Origin of the sequence: Streptomyces boncukensis (genome assembly GCF_011045075.1) — a bacterium.
Lineage (GTDB): Bacteria > Actinomycetota > Actinomycetes > Streptomycetales > Streptomycetaceae > Streptomyces > Streptomyces boncukensis.
The window spans coordinates 1-19,425 of the sequence record NZ_JAAKZZ010000091.1 but is presented as its reverse complement, the minus strand read 5'-3'; the positions used below and the strand labels follow the sequence as shown (position 1 = coordinate 19,425).

The window sequence follows — 19,425 nt, the reverse complement described above, 5'->3', positions numbered from 1 at the left end:
TAAGAGACAGGGGGGGAGGGCTGCGAGGAGGGTGAGGGAGGAGTGCGCCGGGGCTCGGCCGTGCTCACCCCGCTCGGCAACTGGGCGGTGTGGACCAAGCTGGAGCAGATCTGCGTCGCCGCACAGAGCCCGGCCGGCAACATCGAGCAGCCCGCCGAGGACATGCTGCGCGGCTGTGCGCGGATGACGCCCGGCCCGGCGCGCGACGAGTACCGTGCCTGGCTCGCCGCCCGCCCCACCGGGCCCGCCGTGACCGAGCTGCTGGAGGCGGCGCGCGGCGACGACGCGCTCATCCGGGGCCTGGCCTTCGAGGCGCTGCGGGTGGTGGGAGCGCCCGCCGAGGGCGCCGTACGGGGCGCCGCGGGGGAGCCGGCGCTGCGTCCGTACGCGCTGCTGTGGCTCGCCGAGCTGGCCGGGACCGATCCGGAGGACCTCGCGGGCGCGGCGCCCGGTGTGCTCACCCGCGAGGAGGCCACCTGGCTGTGGGTGGACACCGCCGCCGCCGTCGCCGACCACGGCGAGGAGCAGCTGCTGGTCGACCACCTGGCCACGGCGGTGCAGGGCTCGGTTCCCGAGCTGCTGGCGGAGGTGCGCGCGACCGGGCACCCGCGCACCGTGCAGGTGCTGGTCGCGCTGGCCGCCGCGCACCCGGACCCGGCCTTCGCCAAGGCCGTGCGGCGGGCCGCCTTCCAGGTGCACACGGGCGGTGAGTGAGGGGCGGCGGGGCCGCACGGAAAACCGGTTGCATCCCGCCGGTAGACTGGCGTCATGCTTCATCTCCTCGTGCATTAGGTGTGCGTACACGGCCACCCTCAGCTGACCCAGCCCGTACGTACATCTTTCACGCCTGCCTTGGAGTCCTCCAGTGATCACCGCAACCGGTCTTGAGCTGCGCGCCGGCGCCCGCGTCCTCCTTGAGTCCGCCAGCTTCCGCGTCGCCAGGGGCGACCGCATCGGCCTCGTCGGCCGCAACGGCGCGGGCAAGACCACCCTCACCAAGTGCCTCGCGGGCGAGGGCATCCCGGCGGCGGGCAGCATCACCCGCAGCGGTGAGGTCGGCTACCTCCCGCAGGACCCGCGCACCGGCGATCTCGATGTGCTGGCCCGCGACCGCGTCCTCTCGGCCCGCGGGCTGGACTCCGTACTGCGCAAGATGCACGAGAACGAGCAGCGCATCGCCACCGGCCAGGGCGCCACCCGCGAGAAGGCGCTGAAGAAGTACGAGCGGCTGGAGACCGAGTTCCTCACCAAGGGCGGATACGCCGCGGAGGCCGAGGCCGCCACCATCGCGGCCAGCCTCGGCCTGCCGGACCGGGTGCTCGGCCAGCCGCTGCACACCCTCTCCGGAGGTCAGCGCCGCCGCGTCGAGCTGGCCCGGATCCTCTTCTCGGACGCCGACACCCTGCTGCTCGACGAGCCCACCAACCACCTGGACGCCGACTCCGTCACCTGGCTGCGGGACTTCCTCAAGACCTACCGCGGCGGCCTGATCGTGATCTCCCACGACGTCGATCTGATGGAGACGGCGGTGAACAAGGTCTTCTACCTGGACGCCAACCGCTCCTCCCTCGACATCTACAACATGTCCTGGAAGCAGTACCTCACCCAGCGCGAGGACGACGAGAAGCGCCGCAGGCGCGAGCGGGCCAACACCGAGAAGAAGGCCGCCGCGCTCAGCTCGCAGGCGGACAAGATGCGGGCCAAGGCCACCAAGGCGGTCGCCGCGAAGAACATGGCGCGGCGCGCGGAGAAGATGCTCGCGGGCCTGGAGGAGGAGCGGCAGTCCGACAAGGTCGCCAAGCTCCGCTTCCCCGACCCCGCGCCGTGCGGCAAGACCCCGCTGATGGCGGAGGACCTGTCGAAGTCGTACGGCTCGCTGGAGATCTTCACCGGCGTCGACCTGGCCATCGACAAGGGCTCCCGGGTGGTCATCCTGGGCCTGAACGGCGCGGGCAAGACCACGCTGCTGCGGCTGCTCGCCGGGATCGAGGAGCCGGACACCGGCAAGGTGGTCCCGGGCCACGGCCTCAAGCTGGGGTACTACGCGCAGGAGCACGAGACCCTGGATCCGGACCGCACGGTGCTGGAGAACATGCGGTCGGCGGCCCCGGACACGGATCTGGTCCAGCTGCGCAAGACGCTCGGCTCCTTCCTGTTCTCCGGGGACGACGTGGACAAGCCCGCCGGAGTGCTCTCCGGCGGCGAGAAGACCCGGCTGGCGCTGGCCACGCTGGTGGTCTCCTCGGCCAATGTGCTGCTGCTCGACGAGCCCACCAACAACCTGGACCCGGCCAGCCGGGAGGAGATCCTCGGGGCGCTGCACACCTTCACGGGCGCGGTCGTCCTCGTCACCCACGACGAGGGCGCGGTGGAGGCGCTCCAGCCGGAGCGCATCATCCTGCTCCCGGACGGCGTGGAGGACCTGTGGGGCGAGGAGTACGCCGACCTCGTCGCCCTCGCCTGAGCGCAGCGTGTGATCCGGCGCTCTTGATCCACCCCCTTCTGGATCATTCGGCCGACCGGTGATCCTTCATCTGGGTGAGGAGGGCTCGTACCCCGGCGCGGTCCCGCGCCGGGCGCACGGCGTTTCGCTATGCGCCTTCCGCACCACGGCGCCGCGCCCCATATGCGCTGCTGACCTGCCCCCCTTCCCCCCGAGAGCCGGTTTCCGGGCTCCCCGGCAGCGAGCGGAATATCGCCTTCCGGCGGCCCCCGGCCTGTTTGCGGGGCCCAAGCGCTCCGTATCGACCTTGTTGAATGGGTGGCCAGAAGGCGGGGGAGGGGTGATCATGAGAGTCACAGAGCGCACTTCCCATGAGGAGGCACGGGTGGCCGAGACTCTGAAGAAGGGCAGCCGGGTGACCGGCGCCGCGCGCGAAAGGCTCGCGGCAGACCTCAAGAAGAAGTACGACGCGGGTGCGAGCATCCGTGCGCTGGCCGAGGAAACGGGCCGTTCCTACGGATTCGTGCACCGGATGCTGACCGAGTCCGGAGTGGTCCTCCGGGGCCGCGGCGGAGCCACGAGGGGCAAGAAGGCCGTCTCAGCCTGACGGGCGGACCTTCCCGGCATCCCACCCGGTGGTTACTCTTCAGTTAAACAATACTGCTGAGTAACCACCGGAGGATGCCCGATGACCCTGCTCGACAAGGACGGCGTCCGTCTCACCGTGGACGGCGCCGTGGCCACGGTCACGCTCGACAACCCCGCCAAGCGCAACGCCCAGTCCCCCGGCATGTGGCGTGCGCTGGCGGAGGCCGGGCGGGTACTGCCGGGCGCGGTGCGGGTCGTGGTGCTGCGCGGCGAGGGCGCGTCCTTCTCCGCCGGGCTCGACCGGCGGATGTTCGAGCCCGAGGGCATCGAGGGCGAGACGTCGTTCGTCGAGCTCGCACACCGGACGGACCAGGAGCTCGACGCGTACATCGCGGGAGCCCAGGAGGCGTTCACCTGGTGGCGGCGCAGCGATCTGATCAGCGTCGCCGCGGTCCAGGGGCACGCCATCGGCGCGGGCTTCCAGCTCGCGCTCGCCTGCGACCTGCGGGTGTGCGCCGAGGATGTGCAGTTCGCCATGCGCGAGACCAGCCTCGGCCTCGTCCCCGACCTGGCCGGCACCCACCCCCTGGTGGCGCTGGTCGGCTACGCCCGCGCGCTGGAGATCTGCGCCACGGGCCGCTTCGTCCACGCCGAGGAGGCGGAGCGCGCCGGGCTGGCCAACCTGGTGGTCCCCGCCGGCGAGCTGGACGCCGCCGTCGCCGATCTGGCCGCGGCGCTGCTGGCCGCCCCGCGGGACGCCGTCATCGAGACCAAGGCCCTGCTCGCGGGCGCGGGCTCGCGCACCTACGAGCAGCAGCGGGCCGCGGAGCGGGAGGCGCAGGCCAGGCGCCTGCGCGAACTCGCGGGGCTCGGAGAGTAGCCCGCACCGCAGCCCCGGTACCGGGGGCGGTCAGGAGGCGGGGCTCCCCGGATCGATCGCGGTGACCAGCACGGCGACGGTCGGGGGCGGCGTACCGGACGCGGCTTCCCGCGCGGCGGCCCCGGCCTCCCTGGCGACGTCCAGCGCCCGGTGCCCGGGGCGCACCGCCAGCTGTACGGAGACATGCGGCGGGCCCCCGTCCTCCCCGCCGTCACTCATCCGGACGCCCCGCGCCGGCGGAACCCCCAGCGCGGGCGCCAGCCGCGCGACCCCCGGCACCGCCAGCACGGCACGGCCGACGGCGCCCCCGTCCTCGTCCGCGGGCTCCGCCCGGTCCGCACCGGTGACACCGGCCGCGTCCTCCGCGTCCTCCGCGTCCCCGGTATCCCCGGCGTCCCCGGCGTCCTCCAGCAGATCCGTCACCCGCAGATCCACCGCCGCCACCGAGAGCCCCAGCTCCGCCTCCGCCGTGGTCAGCAGCAGCTCGCGGAGCGCGCTGGTCACCTCGGGCAGCGGCGTGTCCAGGGCCAACGCGAGCTCGGCGGCCAGCAGCAGCGGACCCGGCGGCAGGGCGCTGGGCGGAGGCGGTACGGCGGGCTCCTCCGTGCGCTCGGGGTCGGCGAGGTCGAGCCGTAGCGCGTCGAGCCGCGCACCCGGCAGGGCGTGCGCGGCGGCGCGGCGCAGTGCTCCGCACGCGGCCTGCTCCGTCACCCACGCCCCGTCCCCGGCCCCGCCCAGCGGCACCAGCCGTCCCAGTCCGAGCTGCTGTCGTACGGCCTGGACCAGTCTGTCGGCGCTCATCGCCCCGCTCCTCTCGTCGCCGCGGCTCCGCGGTCACGCACAGCTTTCCGTACCCGGTTGGCCCCGTCCCAAGGGGGAACCCTCCCCCGTGGCCACTCGTTCGGCGGTACGTGCACAAGGCGAACCCGGCCGGGCACGCTTAGTGTGAGTGGCGGGGCGGCAGTCCGTTCCGAATCTCCGAAGGGGTGAGGGAGATGTCCGAGAGCACGACCACAACCCGCAACCGTTCCGACTCCTCCGGTACGCGTACCGAAGCCGAGACCGAGAGCGCGGTCAAGCCGGTGACGACCCGCCGCGGCGGGGGCGAGCCGGCTTCCCGGGGACGCACCACCATCGCCGACGGCGTCGTCGAGAAGATCGCCGGGCTCGCCGCGCGCGACGTGGTCGGCGTCCACGCCATGGGCAGCGGCCTCGCGCGCACATTCGGCGCCGTGCGCGACCGGGTGCCCGGCGGCAGCCGGAGTGTGACACGCGGAGTCAAGGCCGAGGTCGGCGAGGTCCAGACCGCGCTGGACCTGGAAATCGTGGTCGACTACGGCGTCTCGATCGGCGATGTCGCCCGCGCCGTGCGCGAGAATGTCATCGCCGCCGTCGAGCGCATGACGGGCCTTGAGGTCGTCGAGGTCAATATCGCCGTGAGCGACGTCAAGCTGCCCGACGAGGAGGAAGAGGAGGAGCAGGAGAAGCCGCGCCTGCAGTAGGCAGGGCAGGGCGGGCGCGGGATGGCGCGGGACGATACGGACCCAAGCGAGGGAGCGCGCGATGAGCATGGCCGTGGTCGGCTTGATCGCCGGCATGGCGCTGGGCTTCGCCGGGTACTTTGGCGGCTTCGGGGCATTTCTGCTGGTGGCGGCGCTGGGCGCCATCGGCTTCGTGGCCGGCAGGTTCCTGGACGGGGACTGGGAGCCGGGCGATTTCTTCCGCGCCCGCGACAACGACCGGCGCAGGTGACCGGATGACCGGGGGCGAGGTGCCCGCCGCCGAACGCGGCGCGACGCGTATCGCGGACCGGGTCGTGGCCAAGGTGGCCGCGCAGGCGGCCCGTGAGGCGCTGCGCCAGGCCGGGGAGGGGCCGGCCCTGCCCGGCGTGTCGGGCGGGGCCCCGCCGCGTGCCACGGTCGTCGTCCGCGAGCACGCGGCCCGGGTCCGGGTCGCCCTGGAGCTGCGCTATCCCTCGAACATCGGTGCCCAGTGCGGCGCGGTGCGCCGTCGGGTCACCGCGCGGGTACAGGATCTGGTCGGTATGGAGGTGCCGGACGTGGCCCTCGACATCGAACGGCTGCACTCCGTCCATCTGAACGGCGACACCCCGGGGAGGGTGACGTGAGCGAGGCACAGCCGCCCGCCGAGCGCCCCACCCTGGAGAAGACGGCCCCTCCCCAGGGCCTGGAGCAGGCCGAGTCCTCCGCCGCGTACGGGCCCGGCGCGGGCGGAGCGGAAGGACAGGACGGAGCGGCGGACGGCGGCCGGGTGCCCCGGTTCTGGTCCGTGCGCCGCGTGCCCGCCGCGCTCGTCGCGCTGCTGCTGCTCGCCGGGACGGCGGTGCTGCTGTACGACGTCGCGTCCGTCCGGGCCGACCGGCCCGGCATGGCCTGGCGGCGCACGCTCGCCGATGAGTTGGCGACCACCCGGCTGGACGACGCCGCGGTGCTCGCCGGAGCCGCCGTCGCCGCGCTGCTCGGGCTGTGGCTGATCGTTCTGGCGCTGACCCCGGGGCTGCGCGGCGTGCTGCCCATGCGGCGGGACGTTCCGCAGGTGCGGGCCGGGCTGGAGCGCTCGGCCGCCGCGCTGGTCCTGCGGGACCGGGCGATGGAGGTGTCCGGCGTCCGCTCCGTACGGGTCGCCGTCACCCGGCGCAAGGTGCGGGCTCGGGCACTGGCCCACTTCCGCGAGCTGGACGAGGTGCGCGCCGACCTGGACTCGGTGCTGGAGGAGGGGATCCGGCAGCTCGGGCTCGCCCGGCAGCTCGGGCTCTCCGTTCAGGTCAGGCGACCGGCGAAGCGCTGAGGCGAGGGGAGGCGAGGGACGATGCTGCGGACCGTCAACCGGGTGCTGACCGGCCTGGCCGGGCTGGCGCTGCTGCTGCTGGGGCTGGCGGTGCTGGCCGGCGGCCTGGACCTGCCGCACCGCTGGAGCGTCTCGCTGCCGTCGGGCTGGCCCTGGGCGGGCCCCGACGATGTGCTGCTGACCCGCGAGGACCGCACCCGCTGGCGGGACGAGGGCTGGTGGTGGCCGGTGCTGATCGCCGCCCTCGCCGTGCTGGTCGTGCTCACGCTGTGGTGGCTGCTCGCGCAGCTGCGGCGGCACAGGCTGGGCGAGGTCCTGGTGGAGAGCGGGGACGGCGCGGGCGCGCTGCTGCGCGGCCGGGCGCTGGAGGACGTGCTCGCCGCCGAGGCGGAGGCACTGCCCGGAGTGGACAGGGCCCGGGTCACGCTGACGGGGCGCCGTACCGAGCCGCGGCTGCGGATCGGTCTGCTGCTGGCCGCGCACGCCGAACCCGGGCCCGAGCTGCTGCGGCTGCGCGGCGAGGCGATCGAGCACGCGCGGACCTCGTCCGGGCTGGACCGGCTGCCGGCCGAGGTCCGGCTACGCTCCGCGCGGCACCGCGCGGAACGGGTGAACTAGGAGCTCTCCTGCGGATCTTGCTGGGCAGGGGCTGCCCCTTCCGGCGCGTCGCAGGCTGCTGCTGTGTTGGGGCTGGCCGCGCAGTTCCCCGCGCCCCTGACGGGGCGCATCCGTGCGCCCCGCGAGCAGAGCCGGAGTTAGAAGCCCCGCAGGGCGCCGCCGTCGACCGGGAGCATCACCCCGGACAGATAGCTGGCCGCGGGCGACAGCACAAACGCGCTGACCCGGCCGAACTCCTCGGGCGTGCCGTACCGCCGCAGGGGGATGTCCAACTCTCTGCGCTCCCGCGCGGCGTCGCCGTCCCCCGTCAGCGAGTCCAGATACTGCATGCGCTCCGTGCCGATCCGGCCCGGCATCAGCCCCAGCACGCGGATGCCGCGCGGGCCCACCTCGTCGGCCAGTGTCTTGGCGAAGCCCGCGAGGCCGGGCCGCAGCCCGTTGGAGAGCGTGAGGCCCGGAATCGGCTCGTGCACCGAGCCGGAGAGCACGAAGGCGATCACGCCGCCCGCCTCCAGCTCGCCGGCGGCCGTACGGGCGAGCCGTACGGCGCCGAGGAAGACGCTCTCGAACGCGGACCGCCACTGCTCGTCGCTGATCTCCTCGGCGGGCACTCCGGCGGGCGGGCCGCCGACGCTGATCAGCACGCCGTCGAAGCGGCCGAAGCGGGCGCGCGCGGCCTCGACGAGACGGGCGGCGGTGTCCGGCGCCGCGTTGTCGGCGGCGACGCCCACGGCCCGGCCGCCGTCCGCGCCCAGCCGCTCCGCCGCGGTGTCCGCTGCCTGAGCCGTGCGCCCCGAGACCACCACCCGCGCGCCCTCGTCGACGAGCTGTCGCGCGGCGGCGAAGCCGAGGCCGCGGGTGCCTCCGGTGATGACGTAGACGCGGTCCTTGAGTCCGAGATCCATGGGAAGAGTGTGCCTGCCGCCAGTGACAGCCGCAGACGGGGCCCTGGGCCGCGCGGTCAGTCGGAGACGGCGGCGGCCCCGGCCGACTCCGGCTCACCCGCCCCGCTCTCCCCGTCCGACCCGTCCGGCCCGTCAGCCCCGTCAGCCCCGTTCTCCCCTTCCGTCTGCTCCGCCCCGGACCTGGCCCGGTCCTGCTTTTCGCGGCGGACCAGGACGACCCAGCCCACCGGCACGGCGGCGGCGAAGAGCCACCACTGCACGGCGTAGGCCATATGGGGACCGATACCGCTGTGGTCCGGCTCGGGAAGCAGCTCCGGCTGCTTCCCCTGCGGCTTGGGCGAGGTCTTCAGCAGCTGGACGAAGCCGCCCAGCACCGGCCGGTCCAGCGACTTGGCCTGCTGTCGGCTGTTGATCAGCATCACCTGGCGGTCGGGCAGGCCCTGGGTGTCCTTGATGCCGCTCGCCTCGGTGGTCTCGTCCGGCATCAGCCGGCCGGTGACCTCGACCTCGCCCTTCGGGGCCGGGGGGACCTCGGGGAACGACGTCAGGTCGCGGTCGGCGCGGATCCAGCCGCGGTTGACGAGGAGCGCCGAACCGTCCTTCCGGACGAGCGGGGTGACGACGAAGTAGCCGATGGTGTCGCCGTCGGCCGCGGTGCGGTGCCGCACGACGACCTCGTGCCGCGCGTCGTAGGTGCCGCGCGCGGTGACCGTGCGGTACTTCGCGCCGTCCGACGGGGCGCGGCCCGGCCCGGTCAGCTCGGTGACCGGGACCGTCGGCGCGGACAGGCTGGCGGCGATCTCGTCGTTGCGGGCGACACGGGACTCGTGCCGGTGCAGCTGCCAGAAGCCCAGCTTGATCATCACAGGGATGAGCACGAGTCCGAGGAGGGTGAGGATCACCCACTGCCGGGTCAACAGGAAGCGGTACACGTCTGCGACGGTACCCCTCGCGGGCTCAGCCTCCCGGCGCGGGGGCCACGTCCTGGAGCAGCTGGCTGAACGCCGCCTCGTCGATCACGGGGGTGCCGAACGTCCGGGCCTTGACGACCTTGGAGGTGGGGGAGTCCGGATCGTTGGTGACCAGCAGGCTGGTGAGCCGGGAGACGCTGCCGGCGATGTGCAGCCCGGCCTCGATGGCGCGGTCCTCCAGCAGCTCGCGGTCGACGGAGGTGTCGCCGGAGATGGCCACGCGCATGCCCTGGACGAGCGGCCCGCCCGGTTCGTACCGCCCGGGGTTCGGATAGGGGCATGCGGGGCGCTTGCGGGAGGGGCGCCAGCTGTGCGCGTACGGGCGGCCGTGGCTTCCGTGGCGCCCGGGGCCGGCGGAGGGGCCGCGCGGGACCACGGCCTCCGTCCACTCGCTGAGCGGCTGGCAGGCGAGCAGCGGCAGCCGCACCCGCCGCTGGGCCGCGAGATGCAGGCTGGGGCGGAACACCTCGGTCAGCACCCGCGCGTCGTCCAGCGCGTGGTGTGCGCGCCGCTGCACCACGCCGTAGTGCGCGGCGAGGGACTCCAGTTTGTTGTTGGGGACGGGGAGGGACAGCTCCTTGGAGAGCGCGATGGTGCACAGGCGCTGCCGCACGGGGGCTGTCCGCTGTGCGCGCGCATACTCCCGCGCGATCATCGACCAGTCGAAGATGGCGTTGTGCGCGACCAGTACCCGGTCCGCGAGGTGCTCGGCGAACTCGTCGGCGATGTCGGCGAAGAGGGGGGCGCGGGCCAGCTCGGCTGACGTCAGCCCGTGGATCCAGGTGGGGCCCGGATCGCGCTCCGGGTTGACCAGGGTGTACCAGTGGTCCTCGACCTCGCCGTGGGCGTCCAGGCGGTAGACAGCGGCGGAGACGATCCGGTCGTCCCGCGCCAGGCCGGTGGTCTCCACGTCCACCACGGCATAGCGCTCCGGATAGCCGGACGGCCAGGGGCCGGGCGGCGCGGCGTCGGCGGCGGCGGGCTGCGCGGGGACGCGTGGGGTCGTACCGTCCGGAAGTGCCGTCTGGTCTTCGAGCATGGTCCCAGAGAATACGGGGCGGGACTGACAGCGTTCGAAGCGCGCCCGCCACCCGGGGCCCGGAGTTGACCGGACGTCGCCCGAGCGGGCCGCACCCGGCGAACGTGCCAGGGAACCCGGGGATACGCGTCAGTAACAACCTCTGGCGCGGGCCCGCCGCCGGGCTTACCTTGCTGACATGCCGTCTAGCCTGCCCGATGTCGTGCTGTGGTCGATTCCCGCGTTCGTGCTGCTGACCGTGGTGGAGATGGTGAGCTACCGCCTTCACCCGGACGAGGACGCGGCCGGGTACGAGACCAGGGACGCCGCGACCAGCATCACCATGGGGCTCGGCAGCCTCGTCTTCGACGCGCTGTGGAAGATACCCATCGTCGCCGTCTACGCGGCGCTCTACGAGCTCACCCCGCTGCGGGTGCCCGTGCTGTGGTGGACGCTGCCGCTGATGCTGCTCGCCCAGGACTTCTGCTACTACTGGTCGCACCGTGGCCACCACGTGGTCCGCATCCTGTGGGCCTGCCACGTGGTGCACCACTCCAGCCGGAAGTTCAACTTCACGACCGCGCTGCGCCAGCCGTGGACGACCTGGACCGTCTGGCCGTTCTATCTGCCGATGATCGCCCTGGGCGTGCACCCCGCCGCCGTCGCCTTCTGCTCTTCGGCGAACCTCGTCTACCAGTTCTGGATCCACACCGAGCGGGTGGGCACGCTGTCCCGTCCCGTGGAGTTCGTCCTCAACACGCCCTCGCACCACCGGGTGCACCACGCCTCGCAGGGCGGCTATCTGGACCGCAACTTCGGCGGCATCCTGATCGTCTGGGACCGGCTCTTCGGGTCGTTCGTCCCGGAGACCGCCCCGTGCGTCTACGGACTGACGAAGAACATCGACACCTTCAACCCGCTGTGCGTGGCCACGCACGAGTACGCCGCCATCGCCCGCGACCTGCGTGCCTCGCACGGCTGGCGGGAGCGGGCCGGGCGGCTCTTCCGCGGGCCCGGCTGGAGTCCGGAGCCCCGGCCCGCACAGCCGCCCGCACAGCCGCCCGCACAGCCGGAAGGGGCCGGACCGCGGCGGGCCGACCCCTCCCTGCGGCTCAGATGAGCCGGTGGTGCTGATCCTGCGTCACTTCGTCACGGCGGCGAGCGCGTTCACGAGGCCGTGGCCGTAGAAGCTGTTGTTGCCGGTGAAGCCGGTGCACTTGGCGGCGTAGGTTCCCTTGCCGTCCGGGTCGAAGTCCTCCGGGCACGGCACGGAGGTGGCCTGGGCCTTCAGCCGCCAGGCGATCTCCTGCGGGGTGGCGCGGGGGTGCTTGCTCTTGATGAGCGCCGCGACGCCCGCGACCTGCGGGCCGGCCATCGAGGTGCCCTGCAGGTAGGCGTAGTCGCCGTCGGGCATGGTGGAGAGGATGCCGCCGTCCTTGGCGGGCGCGTCCGGCGTCTGGAACCGGCGGTCACCGCCCGGGGCCGCCACGTCGATCTCGCCCTGGCCGTAGTTCGAGTAGTACGACTTCAGGTTGTCCTCCGGGCCCGTGGCCGAGATGGACATCGAGCCGGGCAGCATGTTCGGGACGTCCGGGCACGTCGCCGGGTTGATGGTGCGCTCGACCGGCGTGGAGTCGTCGGGGCTGGTGCTGTCCACGATCTCGCTCGCGGCCAGGTCGTGCGCGGAGTTGCCCGCCGAGCTGACGGTGGTGACGCCCTTGCCCTGGGCGTACTTGATCGCGCGGCCCACCGCGTCCGCGATGGCCTTCTGGTCGCCGTGGTCGTCGCAGTTGTACAGCCACGGGTCGACGTAGTAGCTGTTGTTGGTGACCTCGACGCCGTGGTCGGCCGCGTAGACCATGGCGCAGACGACGGCCTCGGAGTAGAACAGCGAGGTGTCCGGCTCGCTCACCTTGAGCGAGGCGACCTTGACGCCCGGAGCGGTGCCCGCGATGCCCACGCCGTTGCGCGGGGCCGCGATGATGCCCGCGACGTGCGTGCCGTGGTAGTCCTCCGCCGGGTCGTAGGGGCGCCAGGCGCCCGGCGAGGTGTCGGCCTTGCCGCCCACGCAGTTGGCGGACTGCCAGCGGGAGAAGTTCGGCTTCAGGTCCGGATGGGTGTCGTCCACACCGGTGTCGATGACGCCGACGGTGACGCGGCTGCTGCCCTCGTCGACCTTGCTGGCCTTGTCGGCCTTGATGGCCCGCTTGTCCCACTGCAGGGACTCCAGCGGCTCCTGGCCGTCGTTCTTCGCGCTCGCGGCGAGCGACGCCTTCGGCTCCTTGACGAACTTGGGCTTGCCGACCTCGGTGGTGGTCGCGGACCGCAGCGGCGCGGTGCGGGTGGCGCCCGCGGAGTCGACGCCGTCCACGGCTCGTATCGTTTTGCTGAACTCCGGGTTCGCGGAGTGTACGACGATCACGCCTATCTTGGCGTACGTGGTGACGATTTTGCCCTTCGCCGCCCGGATTTCACGCTTCACCCGATTGATCGTGCGGGGGTTCTTTTCGGTGTTGACGACGTAGCTGAGCTTTTCGCCGTCCTTCGCAGCTGGCTTCGCCGCGTCCTTCGCTGCGGGCGTGTTGTCCTGCGCGTTCGCCGTCACGGCGCCGGTGAGTCCCAGCGACGCGGCGAGCACCAGGCCCAGGGGCAGCGCCAGTGCACGCCGTCGTCTGGAAGGTTTCGAAAGCATGGGGTCTCCATGTCGTCTGAAGTTGTTCACAGACGACGGAAGTTATCGCTGTGAGGCGTGCAACTGCAATGGATCGCGGAAGAAAGTCCGAAGGTGGTGTGATGCGCCCGACCGCCCTGTGAGATTCCGTCTCGGCCCTCTGTTGCACGGCCGGGGCGCGATCTAGGATGCGCGGACTGCACATCCAGGGAGACCTACGTCACACTCCCTCTCCTCCCTTTGTTCCCGCATCGCAACTGGAGTCACTGTGGGCACCCCCCCAGAGCACACGAGTCCCGGCCCCCCTGGCGGCCGGGACTACACAGAGATCCAGCAGAGCCCGGAGTTCGGTGAACTCCGCCGCCGGTACCGGTCGTTCGTCTTCCCCCTCACCGTGGCGTTCGTCGCCTGGTACCTCCTGTACGTCCTGCTGTCGAACTATGCGTCCGGTTTCATGGGCGCCAAGGTCGTCGGCCATATCAACATCGCTTTTGTGTTCGGCCTGGCGCAGTTCCTCACCACGTTCCTCATCGCCTGGTGGTACTCCCGCTTCGCGGCGGCGAAGCTCGACCCGAAGGCCGGGGCCATCAAGTCCCGGCTGGAGCAGGAGGGCGGCGCATGACCCTCACCCAGCAGCTCGCGGCCAACGACGCCAGCGAGCACCGCACCCTGATCGTCTCGCTGTTCTCCTGCTTCGTCGTCGCAACTCTGGCGATCACCGTATGGGCGGGCCGCAGAACCAAGGACGCCACCGACTTCTACGCCGGAGGGCGGCAGTTCACCGGTTTCCAGAACGGGCTCGCCATCTCCGGCGACTACATGTCGGCGGCGTCCTTCCTCGGTATCGCGGGCGCCATCTCGCTCAGCGGCTACGACGGCTTCCTCTACTCCATCGGCTTCCTGGTCGCCTGGCTGATCGCGCTGCTCCTGGTCGCGGAGCCGCTGCGGAACTCCGGGCGCTACACCATGGGCGACGTCCTCGCCTACCGGATGCGCCAGCGCCCCGTGCGTACGGCCGCCGGCGTCTCCACCATCACCGTCTCGATCTTCTACCTGCTGGCCCAGATGGTCGGCGCCGGAGCGCTCGTCGCGCTGCTGCTGGGGATCACGGGCGAGGCGGGGAAGAACCTCATCGTCGTCTTCGTCGGCATCATCATGATCCTCTATGTGACGATCGGCGGGATGAAGGGCACCACCTGGGTCCAGATGATCAAGGCGTGCCTGCTGATCGGCGGCACCCTGATCGTCACCGTGCTGGTGTTCCACAAGTTCAACTACAACCTGTCCACCCTGCTCGGTGAGGCCGCGGAGAACAGCGGCAAGGGCAAGGCGTTCCTCGAACCCGGCCTCAAGTACGGCGTCAGCACCACCTCGAAGATCGACTTCATCTCGCTGGGGCTCGCCCTGGTGCTCGGCACCGCCGGGCTGCCGCACATCCTGATCCGCTTCTACACCGTGCCGACCGCCATGGCCGCGCGGAAGTCCGTCAACTGGGCGATCGGCATCATCGGCGTCTTCTACCTGATGACCATCGCGCTCGGCTTCGGCGCCGCCGCGCTGCTCAGCCAGAAGGAGATCACCGACTCCAACGCGGCGGGCAACACGGCCGCACCGCTGCTCGCCCAGGAGATCGGCGGCGGCGGCGACTCGACGGGCGGGGCCATCCTGCTCGCGCTGATCTCGGCCGTCGCCTTCGCCACCATTCTCGCCGTGGTCGCCGGGCTCACCCTCGCGTCCTCGTCCTCCTTCGCGCACGATCTGTACGCCAACGTCATCCGCAAGGGGAAGGCGACGGACAAGGAGGAGGTCGGCGCGGCGCGGATCTCCGCCGTCGTCATCGGCGGCGTCGCCATCGGGCTCGGGATCTTCGCGGGCAAGCTGAACGTCGCGGGCCTGGTCGCGCTCGCGTTCGCCGTCGCGGCCTCGGCCAACCTGCCGACGATCCTCTACAGCCTGTTCTGGAAGCGGTTCACCACCCAGGGCGCGCTGTGGTCCATCTACGGCGGCCTCGTCTCCGCCGTGGGCCTGGTGCTGTTCTCGCCGGTGGTCTCCGGCAAGGAGACGTCGATGTTCGACCAGTGGGACTTCGACTACTTCCCGCTGGAGAACCCGGGCCTCATCTCGATCCCGCTGGGCTTCCTGCTCGGCTGGCTCGGCTCGGTCCTCACCAGGGACGACGACGCGAACGGCAAGAAGTACGCGGAGCTGGAGGTGCGGTCCATGACGGGCTACGGCGCGCACTAGCGGCTACCCGGGGTATACGGCCCCTCACCAGGCGGAACTGTTGATTGTCAGTGGAGTGGCTTACGCTGCGAAGCAGTTCACGCACCTCTGGGAGGGGCCGTCCGCATGCTGCTCGACACCTATGGCCGGGTCGCAACCGATCTGCGCGTCTCGCTGACCGACCGCTGCAATCTGCGCTGCACGTACTGTATGCCGGAAGAGGGCCTGCAGTGGCTCACCAAACCCGAGCTGCTGACCGATGACGAGATCGTCCGCCTCGTCCGTATCGCCGTCACCGAGCTGGGCGTCACCGAGGTCCGCTTCACCGGCGGCGAGCCGCTGCTGCGCCCCGGCCTCACCGGCATCGTCGCGCGCTGCGCAGAGCTGGCGCCGCGCCCCCGGATGTCCCTGACCACCAACGGCATCGGCCTGGAGCGCACCGCCTCCGCGCTGCGCGACGCCGGGCTCGACCGGGTCAACGTCTCGCTCGACACCCTCGACCCCGAGGTCTTCCAGCGGCTGACGCGCCGCAAGCGGCACGCCGACGTGCTGCGCGGCCTGGCGGCGGCGCGCGCGGCGGGCCTGGAGCCCGTCAAGGTCAACGCCGTGCTGATGCCCGGGTTCAACGAGCAGGAGGCCCCGGACCTGCTCTCCTGGGCCCTGGAGGAGGGATATGAGCTGCGCTTCATCGAGCAGATGCCGCTGGACGCGCAGCACGGCTGGCGCCGCGAGGGCATGATCACCGCCGGGGACATTCTGGAGTCGCTGCGCACCCGCTTCGAGCTGGCCCCGGAGGAGGAGCGGGAGCGCGGCTCGGCCCCCGCCGAGCGCTGGCTGGTCGACGGCGGCCCACAGCGCGTGGGCGTGATCGCCTCCGTCACCCGCCCCTTCTGCCGCGCCTGCGACCGCACCCGGCTGACGGCCGACGGGCAGGTGCGCACCTGCCTGTTCGCGACCGAGGAGTCCGACCTGCGGGGCGCACTGCGCTCCGGCGCCTCGGACGCGGAGGTAGCGGAGCTGTGGCGGAAGGCGATGTGGGGGAAGAAGGCGGGCGCGGGGATCGACGACCCGTCGTTCGTCCAGCCGCGCCGCCCGATGTCGTCCATCGGCGGCTAGAGCTGTGCCCGGCAAGCCCTGCCGGGCACGACGCTAGCCCTCCCGCTGCTCCCACTCCTGAAGGCGCACGGTCTCCTTCAGGAAGCCGCGCATGCCGAGGAACGTCGACAGGTGCTCACGGTGCTCGTCGCACGCCAGCCAGGTCTTGCGCCGCTCCGGCGTGTGCAGCTTCGGGTTGTTCCAGGCCAGCACCCACACGGCGGCCGCACGGCAGCCCTTGGCGGAGCAGAGGGGAGTCTCGGGGCCCTCCGGTGAGGGCGAGGCGGAAGGGATCACCGCTCCATCTTCCACCACCCCCTGCACACAAAGCGACGCCGGGCAGCCACGGGGGGAGCCGCCCGGCGTCGGTCCATCGCTCCGACGGGGGATGCGGAGCGCATTTGAAGTATGGCATGCCATGGCCCGCCGAGTGCACCGGAACCGCATGATTGATCTGAGCTTTTCTTGAGTTTTGAGAACCGGTATAGATCAGCGTTGCCTCAACCGCGGTTGCGGGAGGGCTCGTTTGGCTGTCCGGCCTGGGCTTCCGGCGCCCGTTCCGTGCTGTCGAGCATGGGGCGCGGGGGGCCGGAGAGGTAGGTGGAGGGAAGCGAAGGCGCGTTCTCCCGGCCCGCGTTGGCGATCACCACGGCCACATACGGCAGCAGCGCACCCAGCACGAGCGTCACAATGGCCACCGGACGCTGCACGTTCCACAGGGCTACCGTGGCCAGCACCGAAGCGGTACGGATCAGCATCGAAATCACATACCGGCGCTGCCGTCCGCGCACATCGTCCTTGAGTCCGCGGCGGGCCTCCGTGATCCGGAACACCCCTGTGTCCCGCTGCTTCCGCATCACATTCCACCGCCTGCCCGCCGCACCGTCGTGAAGGCCATTGCCCGAGGTTCCGGACATCTTCCACGGTACGCCGCGGATCCGACGCCTTCGAGACCGGGGCACCGCGCCGCGAGGGCCATGGAACGTCCCCCGGGCGGCGAAGCCGGGAGCCTGCCGTGCGGCGTAGCCGGCCTACGCCGCACGGGTGTGCCGGCCCTGGGCGGGCCCTCGGCGGGTCCTCGGCGGGTCCTCGGCGGGTCCTTCGGCGGGGCGTGCGGCGGCTACAGCCCCCGCACCTCGGCGATCTTGCGGCCGGCCTTCAGATAGACCGCGTCGGCGGCGCCGGGGCCCTCGGCGAGCTTCTCCCGCACCACCTCGGCGAGCGGACGCAGCGCGTCCGCCTCCGGCAGCACCACGGCCTGCTGGTCCTCGCCGTCCCGCTCGAAGATCAGCCGCAGTCCGTTCTGCTTGGCGACCCGGCGGGCCGCCGAGGCGCTCGGGGTGAACTCCAGGACCTGGGTGAGCACGGCGGCGATGCCCTCCGCGCCGTGCTCACCCGCGTCCACCCCCGGCAGGGTGTCCACCTCGGCGAAGGACTTCTTCGAGAACTGTGCGACGAACCCGGCGCGCGCGGCCATCGCCGCCGGGACGCCGTGCAGCGCCGCGACGACCTCGCCGGCCAGGATCTTCTTCAGGTCCATCGGATGCAGCGACCGGTCCTCGATCCGTGCCGACACCCGGTCGATCTCGGCGTCGGTCCACTCGGTCCAGGCCCGCAGATACGGCACCATCAGCCGGTCCGGGATCGACATGATCTTGCCGAAGACATCGTCGGGGGCGCTGGACAGCCCGACGTAGTTGCCCTTGGACTTGGACATCTTGGCCCCCGAGCCGTCGGTGCCCTCGACCAGCGGCAGGGTGACGACGAGCTGCGGCTGCTGCCCGTACGCCTCCATCACCCGGCGCCCCATCTGCAGGTTGAGCAGCTGGTCGACGCCGCCCAGCTCCACGTCGCAGCGCAGCTCGGCCGAGTCCAGCGCCTGTGCGATGGGGTAGAGCAGCTCGGACATCGTCAGGCCCGAGCCCTCCGCGAGCCGGTTGCGGAAGTCCTCGCGCTGGAGCAGCGAGGAGGCGGGCACCTGGGAGAGCAGGCCGAGCAGCGCGGGCAGGGTGAGCGGGGCCAGCCATGCGCTGTTGTGGACGATGCGGACCTTCTCGAAGTCGAAGAACGGCCGCACCTGCTCCTGGTAGCCGGCGAGGTTGCGCGCGATGTCCTCGTCGGTGAGCGGCGGGCGCTCGGCCGTCCGGCCCGAGGGGTCGCCGATCTTGGCGGTGAAGTCCCCGATGAGCAGGGTGACATCGTGCCCCATCCGCTGGAGCCGCCCCAGGACGATCATCGGTACGGCGTGCCCCAGGTGCACATCGGTGGCCGTGGGGTCGATGCCGAGCTTGATGTGCAGCCCCCGGCCCTCGGCTGCGCGCTTCTCGACGCGCTCGGCGAGCTGCTCCTGCGAGGGCAGCAGCTCCACCGTGCGCGAGCCGATCAGCGCGGCCTGTTCCTTCGGCGGGAGGTCGCTCAGGTCCAGATAGCGCCGTGCCCCCGTCTCCGCGAGCAGCCGCTCGACGGTCTGGTCGGAGGAGAGGTCCTGCGTCAGCAGTTCGCTGGCGCGCTGCACGGAGTCGCCGAGGCGTGTCACGTCACTGTCCTGGTGAATCGGTTCGGATACGTCACGGAAGAGTCTATGCGGGCGGGAACGCGCCCACGTGCCCGCGCTCGCGCGCCCGCACTCGCGACCCGCACGCCCCGCACGCCGTGCACGCTCCGCACGCCGCGGCGCCGTGCCCGCCGGGCCGTCACACGCCCCGGCTGACCGAGCTCATCCGGAAGTCCGGCACCCGCAGCGGCGGCATCGCGGCCGGCCCGCTCCACTCCGCCCACTCGCGTGACAGCGTGCGCTCGCTCCGGCCCGCCTCGGTGGCGCGGCCCAGCAGGCCGACCGGGGACTCGTTGAACCGGAAGTTGTTCACCGCGCCGGTGACCTCCCCGCCCTCCACCAGATACACCCCGTCCCGGGTCAGCCCGGTCAGCAGCAGCTCCGCCGGGTCGACGTCCCGCAGGTACCACAGGCTGGTCAGCAGCAGGCCGCGCTCGGTGTCCGCCACCATCTCCGCCAGCGAGCGCGGCGCGGGCGCACCGTCAGCGGGCGGGCACTCCAGCACCAGGTTGCCGGCTGCCGGGGCGGGCGGCAGGCCGGTCTCCTCCGCCGCGTGCCGGGTGGTGACCAGCCGGGTCAGCACCCCGTCGCGGATCCAGTCGGTGGCGGTCAGCGGCAGCCCGTTGTCGAACACCGAGGACGGGCTCCCGC

The 19,425-nt window shown here is 72.0% G+C and carries 21 protein-coding genes and 1 pseudogene; 13 read left to right on the top strand and 9 right to left on the bottom strand.

Going from position 1 to position 19,425, the window contains the following annotated elements; genetic code table 11:
- Positions 1 to 48: 48 nt before the first annotated feature.
- The 4 genes and pseudogenes from G5C65_RS11785 to G5C65_RS11770 form a co-directional block, all read left to right on the top strand.
- Positions 49 to 714: pseudogene (locus G5C65_RS11785) on the top strand (hypothetical protein); the annotation flags it as partial.
- Between the two features lie 151 nt (positions 715 to 865).
- The gene (gene abc-f, locus G5C65_RS11780; RefSeq protein ID WP_165298715.1) at positions 866 to 2,464 is read left to right on the top strand and encodes a ribosomal protection-like ABC-F family protein; all 1,599 of its coding nucleotides are present in this window, start codon (positions 866 to 868) and stop codon (positions 2,462 to 2,464) included.
- Between the two features lie 364 nt (positions 2,465 to 2,828).
- Positions 2,829 to 3,050 carry a helix-turn-helix domain-containing protein gene (locus G5C65_RS11775; protein WP_338146336.1) on the top strand — a complete coding sequence of 74 codons (222 nt, stop codon included), beginning with the start codon at positions 2,829 to 2,831 and terminating at the stop codon, positions 3,048 to 3,050.
- An 81-nt stretch (positions 3,051 to 3,131) separates the two neighbouring features.
- Complete coding sequence (locus tag G5C65_RS11770; RefSeq protein ID WP_165298713.1) at positions 3,132 to 3,911, top strand: enoyl-CoA hydratase/isomerase family protein; 780 nt, start codon at positions 3,132 to 3,134, stop codon at positions 3,909 to 3,911.
- A gap of 30 nt (positions 3,912 to 3,941) precedes the next feature.
- On the opposite strand, the gene G5C65_RS11765 is transcribed toward G5C65_RS11770, so the two are convergent.
- Positions 3,942 to 4,712: a hypothetical protein gene (locus G5C65_RS11765; RefSeq protein WP_165298712.1), complete on the bottom strand. Its 771-nt coding sequence runs from the start codon at positions 4,710 to 4,712 to the stop codon at positions 3,942 to 3,944.
- A 194-nt stretch (positions 4,713 to 4,906) separates the two neighbouring features.
- On the opposite strand from G5C65_RS11765, the gene G5C65_RS11760 reads away from it, so the two are divergent.
- The 5 genes from G5C65_RS11760 (at position 4,907) to amaP (ending at position 7,337) form a co-directional block, all read left to right on the top strand.
- Positions 4,907 to 5,413, top strand: coding sequence for an Asp23/Gls24 family envelope stress response protein (locus G5C65_RS11760; protein ID WP_206441674.1), 507 nt, complete (start codon positions 4,907 to 4,909; stop codon positions 5,411 to 5,413).
- Between the two features lie 61 nt (positions 5,414 to 5,474).
- Positions 5,475 to 5,663, top strand: a complete 189-nt coding sequence (locus tag G5C65_RS11755; protein ID WP_165298711.1) for a hypothetical protein — start codon at positions 5,475 to 5,477, stop codon at positions 5,661 to 5,663.
- Positions 5,664 to 5,667: 4 nt separating this feature from the next.
- Positions 5,668 to 6,039 (top strand): Asp23/Gls24 family envelope stress response protein, encoded by a 372-nt coding sequence (locus G5C65_RS11750; protein ID WP_165298710.1) that lies wholly within the window; start codon positions 5,668 to 5,670, stop codon positions 6,037 to 6,039.
- A complete protein-coding gene (locus G5C65_RS11745; RefSeq protein ID WP_165298709.1) occupies positions 6,036 to 6,719 on the top strand; it encodes a DUF6286 domain-containing protein in 684 nt (227 codons plus the stop codon). The genes G5C65_RS11750 and G5C65_RS11745 overlap by 4 nt, the downstream gene beginning before the upstream one ends.
- Positions 6,720 to 6,740: 21 nt before the next feature.
- Positions 6,741 to 7,337, top strand: a complete 597-nt coding sequence (gene amaP, locus G5C65_RS11740; RefSeq protein WP_165298708.1) for an alkaline shock response membrane anchor protein AmaP — start codon at positions 6,741 to 6,743, stop codon at positions 7,335 to 7,337.
- A 137-nt stretch (positions 7,338 to 7,474) separates the two neighbouring features.
- Here amaP and G5C65_RS11735 read toward each other — a convergent pair whose 3' ends face one another.
- The 3 genes from G5C65_RS11735 to G5C65_RS11725 are packed head-to-tail and all read right to left on the bottom strand — an operon-like array spanning position 7,475 to position 10,252.
- Entirely contained in the window at positions 7,475 to 8,242 is a 768-nt protein-coding gene (locus G5C65_RS11735; protein WP_165298707.1) for an SDR family oxidoreductase, read from the bottom strand.
- A 56-nt stretch (positions 8,243 to 8,298) separates the two neighbouring features.
- A complete protein-coding gene (locus G5C65_RS11730; protein WP_165298706.1) occupies positions 8,299 to 9,174 on the bottom strand; it encodes an SURF1 family cytochrome oxidase biogenesis protein in 876 nt (291 codons plus the stop codon).
- A gap of 25 nt (positions 9,175 to 9,199) precedes the next feature.
- On the bottom strand, positions 9,200 to 10,252 hold the full coding sequence (locus G5C65_RS11725) for a DEDDh family exonuclease (protein WP_165298705.1): 1,053 nt from the start codon (positions 10,250 to 10,252) through the stop codon (positions 9,200 to 9,202).
- Positions 10,253 to 10,430: 178 nt separating this feature from the next.
- On the opposite strand from G5C65_RS11725, the gene G5C65_RS11720 reads away from it, so the two are divergent.
- Complete coding sequence (locus G5C65_RS11720; RefSeq protein ID WP_165298704.1) at positions 10,431 to 11,351, top strand: sterol desaturase family protein; 921 nt, start codon at positions 10,431 to 10,433, stop codon at positions 11,349 to 11,351.
- A gap of 21 nt (positions 11,352 to 11,372) precedes the next feature.
- Here the strand turns inward: G5C65_RS11720 and G5C65_RS11715 are convergent, their stop codons facing one another.
- Entirely contained in the window at positions 11,373 to 12,923 is a 1,551-nt protein-coding gene (locus G5C65_RS11715) for a S8 family peptidase (RefSeq protein WP_206441673.1), read from the bottom strand.
- A gap of 247 nt (positions 12,924 to 13,170) precedes the next feature.
- Here G5C65_RS11715 and G5C65_RS11710 point away from each other — a divergent pair, with 247 nt between their 5' ends.
- From G5C65_RS11710 to moaA, 3 genes are all read left to right on the top strand, one after another.
- Positions 13,171 to 13,524 carry a DUF485 domain-containing protein gene (locus G5C65_RS11710; protein WP_338146334.1) on the top strand — a complete coding sequence of 118 codons (354 nt, stop codon included), beginning with the start codon at positions 13,171 to 13,173 and terminating at the stop codon, positions 13,522 to 13,524.
- Positions 13,521 to 15,146, top strand: coding sequence for a solute symporter family protein (locus G5C65_RS11705; RefSeq protein WP_165298703.1), 1,626 nt, complete (start codon positions 13,521 to 13,523; stop codon positions 15,144 to 15,146). The genes G5C65_RS11710 and G5C65_RS11705 overlap by 4 nt, the downstream gene beginning before the upstream one ends.
- 105 nt (positions 15,147 to 15,251) lie before the next feature.
- Positions 15,252 to 16,241 (top strand): GTP 3',8-cyclase MoaA, encoded by a 990-nt coding sequence (gene moaA, locus G5C65_RS11700; RefSeq protein WP_165298702.1) that lies wholly within the window; start codon positions 15,252 to 15,254, stop codon positions 16,239 to 16,241.
- A 33-nt stretch (positions 16,242 to 16,274) separates the two neighbouring features.
- Here the strand turns inward: moaA and G5C65_RS11695 are convergent, their stop codons facing one another.
- The 4 genes from G5C65_RS11695 to G5C65_RS11680 form a co-directional block, all read right to left on the bottom strand.
- Entirely contained in the window at positions 16,275 to 16,517 is a 243-nt protein-coding gene (locus G5C65_RS11695) for a hypothetical protein (RefSeq protein ID WP_165298701.1), read from the bottom strand.
- Positions 16,518 to 16,720: 203 nt separating this feature from the next.
- Positions 16,721 to 17,077, bottom strand: a complete 357-nt coding sequence (locus G5C65_RS11690; protein WP_206441672.1) for a DUF3099 domain-containing protein — start codon at positions 17,075 to 17,077, stop codon at positions 16,721 to 16,723.
- 263 nt (positions 17,078 to 17,340) lie between these two features.
- Positions 17,341 to 18,756 carry a tyrosine--tRNA ligase gene (gene tyrS, locus G5C65_RS11685; RefSeq protein ID WP_165298699.1) on the bottom strand — a complete coding sequence of 472 codons (1,416 nt, stop codon included), beginning with the start codon at positions 18,754 to 18,756 and terminating at the stop codon, positions 17,341 to 17,343.
- A gap of 157 nt (positions 18,757 to 18,913) precedes the next feature.
- Positions 18,914 to 19,425, bottom strand: a 512-nt coding sequence (locus tag G5C65_RS11680) for a metallopeptidase TldD-related protein (RefSeq protein ID WP_241265724.1), incomplete at its 5' end; no start/stop codon positions are given.